At 52.8% G+C, this 9636-nt stretch carries 10 protein-coding genes and 1 pseudogene; 7 read left to right on the top strand and 4 right to left on the bottom strand.

Annotated elements, in window-relative coordinates; translation table 11 throughout:
• Nucleotides 1-709: 709 nt before the first annotated feature.
• Together PBA01S_RS13055 and PBA01S_RS13050 are read right to left on the bottom strand one after the other, a co-directional pair.
• Complete coding sequence (locus PBA01S_RS13055; protein ID WP_028539403.1) at nucleotides 710-922, bottom strand: hypothetical protein; 213 nt, start codon at nucleotides 920-922, stop codon at nucleotides 710-712.
• Between the two features lie 35 nt (nucleotides 923-957).
• The gene (locus PBA01S_RS13050; RefSeq protein WP_028539404.1) at nucleotides 958-1572 is read right to left on the bottom strand and encodes a superoxide dismutase; all 615 of its coding nucleotides are present in this window, start codon (nucleotides 1570-1572) and stop codon (nucleotides 958-960) included.
• A 355-nt stretch (nucleotides 1573-1927) separates the two neighbouring features.
• Here PBA01S_RS13050 and PBA01S_RS13045 point away from each other — a divergent pair, with 355 nt between their 5' ends.
• The 7 genes and pseudogenes from PBA01S_RS13045 to folE all read left to right on the top strand — a co-directional run bounded on the left by PBA01S_RS13045 (nucleotide 1928) and on the right by folE (nucleotide 6841).
• Entirely contained in the window at nucleotides 1928-2368 is a 441-nt protein-coding gene (locus tag PBA01S_RS13045) for a GNAT family N-acetyltransferase (RefSeq protein ID WP_028539405.1), read from the top strand.
• A gap of 117 nt (nucleotides 2369-2485) precedes the next feature.
• Nucleotides 2486-3097, top strand: a complete 612-nt coding sequence (gene lepB / locus PBA01S_RS13040) for a signal peptidase I (RefSeq protein ID WP_028539406.1) — start codon at nucleotides 2486-2488, stop codon at nucleotides 3095-3097.
• A gap of 24 nt (nucleotides 3098-3121) precedes the next feature.
• A complete protein-coding gene (rnhA, locus tag PBA01S_RS13035) occupies nucleotides 3122-3562 on the top strand; it encodes a ribonuclease HI (RefSeq protein WP_009227070.1) in 441 nt (146 codons plus the stop codon).
• Between the two features lie 51 nt (nucleotides 3563-3613).
• Nucleotides 3614-4786: pseudogene (queG, locus tag PBA01S_RS13030) on the top strand (tRNA epoxyqueuosine(34) reductase QueG); the annotation flags it as partial.
• A gap of 45 nt (nucleotides 4787-4831) precedes the next feature.
• Nucleotides 4832-5866, top strand: a complete 1035-nt coding sequence (locus PBA01S_RS13025; RefSeq protein WP_028539408.1) for an HD-GYP domain-containing protein — start codon at nucleotides 4832-4834, stop codon at nucleotides 5864-5866.
• A gap of 96 nt (nucleotides 5867-5962) precedes the next feature.
• A complete protein-coding gene (locus tag PBA01S_RS13020; RefSeq protein WP_016313545.1) occupies nucleotides 5963-6205 on the top strand; it encodes a YneF family protein in 243 nt (80 codons plus the stop codon).
• Between the two features lie 42 nt (nucleotides 6206-6247).
• Nucleotides 6248-6841, top strand: coding sequence for a GTP cyclohydrolase I FolE (gene folE / locus PBA01S_RS13015; protein WP_028539409.1), 594 nt, complete (start codon nucleotides 6248-6250; stop codon nucleotides 6839-6841).
• A gap of 74 nt (nucleotides 6842-6915) precedes the next feature.
• Here folE and PBA01S_RS13010 read toward each other — a convergent pair whose 3' ends face one another.
• Together PBA01S_RS13010 and PBA01S_RS13005 are read right to left on the bottom strand one after the other, a co-directional pair.
• On the bottom strand, nucleotides 6916-8340 hold the full coding sequence (locus tag PBA01S_RS13010; protein WP_127576132.1) for a Fe-Mn family superoxide dismutase: 1425 nt from the start codon (nucleotides 8338-8340) through the stop codon (nucleotides 6916-6918).
• A 68-nt stretch (nucleotides 8341-8408) separates the two neighbouring features.
• On the bottom strand, nucleotides 8409-9440 hold the full coding sequence (locus PBA01S_RS13005) for an alpha/beta hydrolase (RefSeq protein ID WP_028539411.1): 1032 nt from the start codon (nucleotides 9438-9440) through the stop codon (nucleotides 8409-8411).
• Nucleotides 9441-9636: the final 196 nt, after the last annotated feature.

Raw genomic sequence — 9636 nt, 5'->3', positions numbered from 1 at the left:
GGCCCAGCCGCAGGCCTTGGACGCCGGGGCCGCCGCCGATGACACCGCAGCCGAGTACCGGTGGATCACTCGGGAAGACATGGACAACCTGGCGTTCCCGAACGTGTTCCTGCGTATTCTGAACAGGTACTTTGGCGCTTAATGCGCTGAAGCGCACTGCGAGGAGAAGCACACTGGAAGGAAGCGAAGGAAGAAGAGGAAGCAAAGAAGCAAAGAAGCATAGAAGCATAGAAGCATAGAAGCATAGAAGAAAAGAAGCAAAGAAGCAAAGAAGCAAAGAAGCAAAGAAGCAAAGGAAGCAGGCAAGCAACAGCACGCAATCAGGGATCAGGGCAGTAACCGCATACGAGCAGGAATCAGAGGGGCAACAGCCATACGTTCAGTGGAGATTGGTTTAGTCCTGAATCAAAGGGATAATGCACATTCTCGTTAGCAAAATAGCGGTAAATCATACCGCTATTTTTGCATGGAATCCCCATTTAGCACCCATTAGCGGTAAAAAGGGGCGTTAATTTCGGTATTTTCGCCTGTTGTGGCAGTAACCGGGCTAAATAAGGGCATAAATTACCGTTAATTACGGTGCATCCGCTCTGCATGAGGGAAATAACGGTACTTTTTACCGCTATCAGCCGTTCCCCGCCACAGACCGCCGCACCCCGCGAACATCAAAAAAGGAAGGCGCATCTCATGCGCCTTCCTTTTTTTGCAATTACATCATACGGTTCTCCACAGATTTCATATGGTTCTGGGTGTCGGGTTCGCGGTGTTCCTCGTCCGAGACTTTGCCGAGGTCGGGGGTGGCCCCGCCGCCGGTGACGCTGTGGGCGAAGTTCGTGAATTGCTGCTTATGCGCGTCCTCCGCGTGTTTAGCGGCGAGAAGCTCCTCCGGGTCATTCGACAATTTACGCTTTTGCTCTGCCATAGATGTATCCTCCTTCGTTTGTCGTGAACGCAGCGTTATTTTTTCGCAGCCTCATACCGACGGTTCACTTCGTCCCAATTGATAACGTTCCAGAACGCCGCGATGTAATCCGGTCGTTTGTTTTGATATTTCAAATAATACGCGTGCTCCCATACGTCCAGGCCAAGAATCGGCGTTAAGCCTTCGAAGAGCGGGCTGTCTTGGTTGGGCGTACTGGTGACGGCAAGCTTGCCATCCTTGCCAACGACCAGCCATGCCCAGCCGCTGCCGAAACGGGTGGTCGCCGCCTTGGTGAAGTCCTCTTTGAATTTATCGAAGCCGCCGAGATCGCTGTCAATCGCGGCAGCGACTGCACCGGTTGGCGCACCGCCCCCGCCAGGGCCGATGACCTTCCAGAACAAGCTGTGGTTGGCATGACCGCCGCCGTTGTTGCGCACCGCCGTACGGATACTTTCGGGAACGGCATCCAGGTTGGAGATCAGCTCCTCCACGCTTTTGCTCTGCAGTTCCGGCGCGCTTTCCAACGCGGCGTTCAAGTTGGTGACATACGTGTTATGGTGCCGATCATGGTGGATGATCATCGTTTGTTCATCGATATAAGGTTCCAGTGCATTTGCCGGGTAAGGCAAAGCAGGCAATTCATGTGCCATGGTTGTTCTTACCTCCCGTTAATAATTAAATCCCGCTTCGTCATCCGAGTGTTAAGGAAGGCATCGCCTCCTCGCCGTTAACACTCGCATAACAATCCTATTATTGGCAGCGCATAAAAATATATGCATAAAATCGAGTCAAGACAGGGGCGTTTGTAAAAGTTCATAATTGTAACCGCTTAATTTAAAGCGCTTTCAGAAGAAAATTGATGTATTCTGGAGATATCTATGGTTTAATGGACAAGGAAGCTGTTTTTTTCTCGTTTTTGTCTGGAATCAAATATTCGGTTGATGTAAATCAGGGGGGTATGTTTTACATCGGCCTATCTTGCGTGAAGAAAAGGGAGATCTTAGCATGCTTATTCGTTCCTTTCAGTTGAGTGATGTAAATCAAGTGATGGAGCTATTGCAGTTGGCCTTATCGGAGGATTGCTACGAAGACACCAAGTGCGCGTTTGCCAGACAACTTTCTTGGGATTCTGAGCTGATTATGGTTGCAGAAGTCGAGGAAGAGATCAAAGGGGTATTGATCGGGACGATCGATCAGAACACGGGATGTATCTACCGCATGGCCGTACATCCTGATTACCGCCGGCGCGGCGTTGGACGCAGCCTTGTAACCGCAATGGAACAACGGTTCCAGCAGCGGAATGTCCGTCGGATTATGGTCGCAGGAGATGAACATAATAAAGCGATCATGCCGCTCTACGAGGCGATGGGCTATGGGGCAGGCAAGTTTTTGGAAGCCTTCCAGAAGCTTGGCATCGCAGCCCGGACGCTGACGGGATCCAATTGATGAAACTTCCCATGACAGAAATGGGAAATGTTGAAGCATATCTTCCATCCGTTGCAAATGGGTGAAGGATATGCTTTTCTATTTATATAGTTTGTTTCATTTTTGATGAGGTGCACAATGGAACCGATGATGGATTCGGAACACAAGGCAGCGTTAGCCCCTGAACGCTCTGCTAATGAACCGCAAGCGGACGCTCCGCAATCGCGATGGGCCGCAGAACTGTGGGAGATGCTGAAGACGATCGTGATTGCCTTTGTCATTATGCTGCTGTTAAACGTATTTGTTTTTAACTTATCCATGGTGAAGGGACAATCGATGCAGCCTACCCTGGAAGAGCAGGAGCGGCTGTTCGTGGATAAATTGGTGTATCGGTTTCAACATCCGAAGCGCGGCGAGGTCGTCGTGCTGAAGGATCCGAGTGTGGATGCGGACCGGAAGCCGTTTCTGGTGAAGCGAATCGTGGCGGTTCCGGGGGATACGGTTGAGGTGCGAGACGGCCGACTGCTCCTTAACGGGCAGCCGCTGGACGAGCCGTACACCGACTCGGTTATCGAGGACGGCGACATGCCGGAGCTGAAACTGGAGGACGGACAATATTTCGTGATGGGGGATAACCGTCACGCGGGACGAAGCAAGGACAGCCGCTATTTTGGCAGCGTGAAAGAGAAGTGGATCGTTGGCCGCGCTGAGTTCGTTTTTTGGCCGATTCCAAAGATCCGTAGTTTATAAGCCGTTAGTTTGGGAGGAAGAACTGTGAAGGAAGTGACGATTTATACGGACGGGGCGTGCTCCGGGAATCCGGGTCCAGGGGGCTGGGGCGCAGTGCTGATGTTTAATGGGCATCGGAAGGACTTGTCCGGCGGCGAAAAAATGACCACCAACAACCGCATGGAAATCCAGGCGGTCATTTCCGCGCTCAGTCAATTAAAGGAGCCTTGTCAGGTGAAGGTCTACAGCGACTCCGCTTATGTGGTGAACTGCTTTCAGCAGAACTGGATTCGCGGCTGGCTAAAGAACGGTTGGAAGAACAGCAAGAACCAGCCTGTCGAGAACCGCGATCTTTGGGAGGAGCTGTGGCGGCTTATGGGCATTCACAAGGTGGAATACATCAAAGTTAAGGGACACAGCGACAACGAGCTGAACAATTATTGCGACCAGTTAGCAAGGGAAGCGATTAAACGCTTATCTTCTTAAAAATACAACAGACAGCCTTTACGGCAACATGAACAGGAAGGAGGGGGACATATGTCTATGGCGGAAACCGGCACAACGCGTTTACCGGAAGGAGGCAACCGCTGGGCGCAGCTGAAGCGGGAGATACAGGAGGCCGCAACGGAGCTGGGGATCGACGATATCGGCTTTGCCAGCGCGGATCCGTTCTTGTCGCTGAAGGCAATTTTGCAGGACCGGCGGGATAAAGGCTATGAATCTGGCTTTGAGGAGCCGGATCTGGACAAGCGGGTGTATCCGGAATTATCGCTTACGGAGCCGGCTTCATTAATATCCATCGCGGTCGCCTATCCGTCGAAGATGGAGAATCCCCCGAAGTCAGCGCCCGGCGAACGGCGAGGCATTCTGGCCCGCTCCGCCTGGGGGCGGGACTACCATCAGGTGCTTCGCGAGGCGATGGCGAAGCTGGAAGCCTTCATCCGCGAGCGCGTCCCCGAAGCGCGGATCGAGAGCATGGTCGACACCGGCGCCCTGGTGGACCGGGCGGTGGCGGATCGTGCAGGGATCGGCTTTAAGGGGAAAAACTGCGCGATCATCTCCCCCAAGTGGGGCTCGTGGATTTACCTCGGCGAGCTGATCACCAATATTCCGTTTCCTCCCGACACCCCGGTGGAGGAGGATTGCGGTGAGTGCACCAAATGCATCGACGCGTGCCCGACGGGAGCGTTAGTGGGTCCCGGGGAGTTAAACGCACAGCGGTGCATTTCTTTTTTGACGCAAACGAAAGGCTTTCTGGACGAGGAATTTATGGTGAAGATGGGCAACCGCCTTTATGGTTGTGATACTTGCCAGATTGTCTGCCCGAAAAATAAAGGCAAGTCCTGGAATCATCGGCCGGAGTTGGCCCCTGATCCCGAAACGGTTAAGCCGCTGTTACTCCCCTTGCTGGACTTAAGTAACCGTGAGTTTAAAGAACGTTTTGGTGACAGCGCTGCAGCTTGGAGGGGCAAAAAACCGATCCAACGCAACGCGGTCATCGCGCTGGGCAACTTCAAAGATTCGGCGTCCGTGCCGAAATTAATAGATATACTGCTTCATGACCCGCGGCCAGAGCTAAGAGGAACTGCAGCTTGGGCGCTGAGCCGAATCGGCGGCAAGGAGGCCGAGGAAGCGATCGACCGGGCGCTTGACGCCGAGCAGGAGGAAGAAGTGCGGGTTCGGCTTCAGACAGCCAAGCAGAAGCTGCAGGCTTCCAACGGGGACTGATATCCAGCAAGGGGGATAACATAAAATATGCGTTTCATCAGTATCGAGGATATCGAACCGGGGCAATATTTAGGTAAAACGGTGTATTCCGCCAACGGCACCGTGTTATTGTCGGCAGGGGTTCAGCTTACGGTTTTTATGATTAACACGCTTAAGCGGATCGGTGTGACCATGTTATACATTAAAGATCCGGACTTCGATGATATCGAAATCGAAGATGTGCTCAGCGAGGCGACCAAGCAGGCGATGTTCCGGGAAATGTCCGAGACGCTGCAGGCGATTCGTTCCGGTAAGGATTGGAGCACACGCAAAATCAACGCCAGCGTGGATTCCCTGTTAACCGACGTGTTGAATAACAAAGAGGTTCTGTTACAGCTCACCGACATTCGGACAGCGGACAATGCCGCATATATCCATGCGGTGAACGTCAGCTTGATCTCCTCGATGATTGGACTGAACTTGGGGCTCGGGTACTCCCAGCTCAAGGATTTGGCGATTGGCGCGCTGCTGCACGATATCGGCAAATCGGTGCCGCTGCCGGAAGGCGCCAACGCCAAGGACCCGAAGCATCATCACACCTGGAGAGGCTATGAACTGCTTCGCCACAAACGCGAATTTAATCTGTTGATTGCCCATACGGCACTGCAACATCATGAACGGCTGGACGGCAAAGGAATCCCGCGGGGGATATCCGGGGATGAAATTCATCTGTTTCCACGCATCGTCGCTGTTGCGAACATGTACGATAATTTGGTCAGCGGTGCAAGCAAGGACGGGCGGGTCTTGCTGCCGCATGAGGCTTGCGAGCATTTGATGGCCTGCTCGGAACAGGAGTTGGATCACGAGGTGCTGGTGGAGTTTATGCGCATTATCTCCGTGTACCCGAACGGGACTTCGGTTCGTCTTGGGACGAAGGAGACCGGCGTGGTGGTCCGACAGCACCGGGGATTACCAGGCCGACCGGTGATTCGGATCGTACGCGGAACCGGCGATGAGCTGGACGTGAATGAGATTGACCTCGCCACAGAGACAACGTTGTTTATTGAGGCAGTTTTGGCGTGAATCCTTGAATCACGTGAGGCTGGATGCTATGATATTTGGAGTGTGCAAGCCTTACAAGCTAAGGTGACACGATTATTATTCAGGGGTGGCTGAAACATGGATATCGTTATTCCAATTATTACTTTAATCGTCGGTCTGGTTGGCGGTTTTGTGATCGGGGTCTTTTATCTCCGCAGACAGTTAACGAAAATGCAAAACGACCCGCAAATGCTGCAAAAAATGGCGAAGCAAATGGGGTATAACCTGAACAGCAAGCAAATGCAGCGCGCGCAGCAGATGATGAAAAATCAAGGTGGCCCATTGCCGGGGGCGGGACGGCCGACGAAGAAGAGAAAATAAAGTAACGTTTCGCCATACTCTATGAAAGGAGGGGCGCTGAAGATGTCCGGATTGAAAGATTACGTTAATACACGGGTAGGCGATCATCGGGAGCAAATCGAATATCATGTTCGGGAAATCTTGAAGCTGATCGGGGAAGACGTGGAACGCGAAGGGCTGATCGAAACACCGGCCCGGGTGACGCGGATGTATGAAGAGATTTTTGCCGGGTATGAAGTCGATCCTCGGGATGTGCTGGGAGTTACCTTCGAAGAAAACCATGAAGAGCTTGTCATTGTAAAGGACATCGTCTATTACAGTCAATGCGAGCATCATATGGCGCCTTTCTTCGGCAAAGCCCATATTGGATATATTCCAAGCGGTCGAATCGCCGGGCTCAGCAAGCTGGCCCGTTTGGTAGAAGCAGTAACCCGACGCCTGCAGGTGCAGGAGCGGATTACTTCGCAAATTGCTGACATCATGGAAGAAGTGCTGCAACCCAAAGGCGTCATGGTTGTTGTGGAGGGCGAGCACCTGTGCATGTGCTCCCGCGGCGTCAAGAAGCCCGGCAGCAAAACCGTGACCTCGGCCGTACGCGGAAGCTTCCGTAAGGATGCGGCTTCCCGGGCGGAGTTCCTTTCGCTCATAAAGGAATAGTCTTTATTAAAGACCTTTGGTTTCGAGGATTAGCCTCGGGAACCAGAGGTCTTTTAGCGTCAAATGGCAGCCGATTAAAACGGCTGCCATTTTAGTTTTTTCGCGGCTTCGTAGCGTTGGGAGACGGCGGGCCAATAGACGACGTTCCACCAATCTTTGATGTAGTTGGCGCGTGCGTTTTGATGCTTCAGGTAATAGGCATGCTCCCAAACGTCCAGCGGAAGCAGTGGAACGACGTCCCATTGCGACAGGTTCTGATGCTTCTCTGCTGTGAGAATTTCCAGCCGGTGAGCGCGCGGGCTCCACACCAGGATGGCCCAGCCGCCGCCTTCGACTTTGGCTGCGGCTTCAGAGAACTGCTTGTGGAACGCGTCGTAGCTGCCAAAATCCCGTTTGATCTGCTCCAGCAGCTCGCCTTGCGGTTTGCCGCCGCCCTTCGGATGCATAATGTCCCAGAAAATCGTATGCAGATAATGCCCTGCGCCGTTAAAGGCGAGCTCCCGCTCCCAATGCTTCACTAAATCAAAATTACCGGATTTCCGTGCGTCCTGCAGCTTAAGCTCCGCTTTGTTCAAATCGTCCACATACGTCTTATGATGCTTGTCGTGATGAATGCGCATCGTCTGTTCGTCGATATATGGCTCCAACGCATTGTACGGATAAGGCAGCGGAGGGAGGGTATGTCCGCCGATCGGGACGGACCGTTCTGGTATGCGCGCCGTGGGCGTTTCCGTGTTGTCATCAGCGGTTGGTTCTTGGCGAAGGCTGAGTTCATCCTGTTCCTGTTCTTCCTGGTTATGTTCTTGCCCAGCTTCCACTTCAAGGCTGGCTTCGGAGATGTTGGCTGTTTCTATTCCGTCTGGCTCTTCGGGCGGGTTTGCCACCTCAGAGGGTTCGGATCTGTTCAACTCATCGGTGATGGCAGGGAGCACGTCGTCCGTCAGTTCCGGATGCTCAGAGGTGGGGGTGGCCGCTAGCTCCTGCGACTCTTCTTCACGATAGAATGGCTGCGCTCCAGCCGCGTGATACGGATCGGGATACGGCGGCGCTGCGGCCATGCTGCCAGCGATTTCTCCCGGCCGATTTAGCCGTTCAAGCACCTCAAGGAAGTACGCAGATTCCCGGATGATGTGCAGCAGCACCACGGGCGCCAGCGGTACCGATTTCACGGCTGCGCTGTGCTTCAGCATGTATTCCAGGTGGCGGATAAATTCCTGCGACTGTTGACACGAGGCTCGCAGAAGCCGTTCCGTCTGGCGGATAACCTCTGGACTCGTAGCGGCATGGGGCGTAGCCAAGGCGTATTGCAGCAGCCTGTCAGCGGCGGCCTCCGTCCCTTCAAAAATCGGCTTCCATTCCTCCAGCAGCTTCACATAATCGGCTTCCAGGCTGGGCACGATCGCCTGAATCACTTCTGTATGCTCTGCTTCTTGCTGCTTCCAGAAACGGATTTCCTCTAATATGCGTACAGGCAAAAAAGGCCCGTATACGAACAACATTCGGCCTACCTCCTCGGGGATAAGAAGTACATTACTACTAACTTATTGGTGAGGAGGGTTGGATTATGCTATTCGGATGCGGACCCGGTTTGAATATTCGTTTTTTGCGTTGCGAGCTTGATCTGGCCCAGGAACAGCGACACCTTGCGCAGATACTCCTTAGGATGCTCGCGGAAAATCAACTCATGATGCGCGCCGTCTACAATCCATACGCCGGAAGTGGGGTTCGTTTGGTTCTCCGCCAGTTTCTCGGCGATCGGGTAAGGCGCTTTCTCATCCTCTGTACCGTGGATGAACAGGATCGGAAAAGGATAATCCTCCGATTTGACCTGGCTATATGGAATTTGCCGCAGGCTGGTACCGTTGAGCACTGGAAGCAGCATGCCGATGATCTCCAGCGACGGATGGCGCGGCAGATCGATATGCTGGCGGATGTTGTGGTACATCGTATCCGGCTCCAACAGGAACGTACTGTCGAGAATCATGCCGTCGATATCCGGATTTTTGAGACCAGCTTGCAGCGCGGTGCCGGCTCCCATGGAGAAACCCCAGACGATGATCTCTTGGCTGCCCAATTGTTTGGCAACCTGAATCGCTCCGAGCAGCTGTTGGGCTTCCTTTTTGCCGCCGGTGGCAACCTCTTTGCTGTTTTGTGCGGCGAAGCCATAATCAAACATCAGGACATTAAAATTCAGACGATGGGCAAAATTGGCCAGATCATACATCGGGATCCAATACTCTTCTCGGTTGGCCCCATACCCATGGCTGAATACGATCGTCTTGTCGGAATCTTCTGCTGGAATATACCATCCTTGCATCATTCGGCTCCCGTCAGCCGCAGGGAAGGTGATGTTCTGGTAATCCAAGTTAATAGACAGCTTCGGATTGGAATAAAGCGGCGCTACTTTGGGGTTAGAGAGCACCCAGGCGATATAGCCGTGCAGCGAGATGAAGCAGAAGAAGAAGAAGAACAGCACGGATAGTAAGAGGGCAATAATAATGTTTTTGATGCTAATTCGCCGAGCAGTCGCCGTGGGAACATCGCCGGAAACGTACGCCGAAGGAGGCAAGGGAAGATCATTTCGACCGGTGTGGCTCATACGCTTCCCCTCCCATTACTAGATGATATGATTAAATTTTGGACTGTTTACCATATAAGAAAACGCTTTTAATGTTGGGAATCGAAGAAAATGTCGAAATAACACGATTCTCCTGGATTTAATCGTAAGTCGATCCCCAGTGAATGTCAATGGAAGGTGTTTCATTGACGGAAATTCGCTTCTTTCATATAATTTA

The sequence above is a fragment of the Paenibacillus barengoltzii NBRC 101215 genome (assembly GCF_004000745.1).
Classification (GTDB): domain Bacteria; phylum Bacillota; class Bacilli; order Paenibacillales; family Paenibacillaceae; genus Fontibacillus; species Fontibacillus barengoltzii.
The sequence above is the reverse complement of the archived record's forward strand: the minus strand, read 5'-3'. Positions and strand labels throughout refer to the sequence as shown.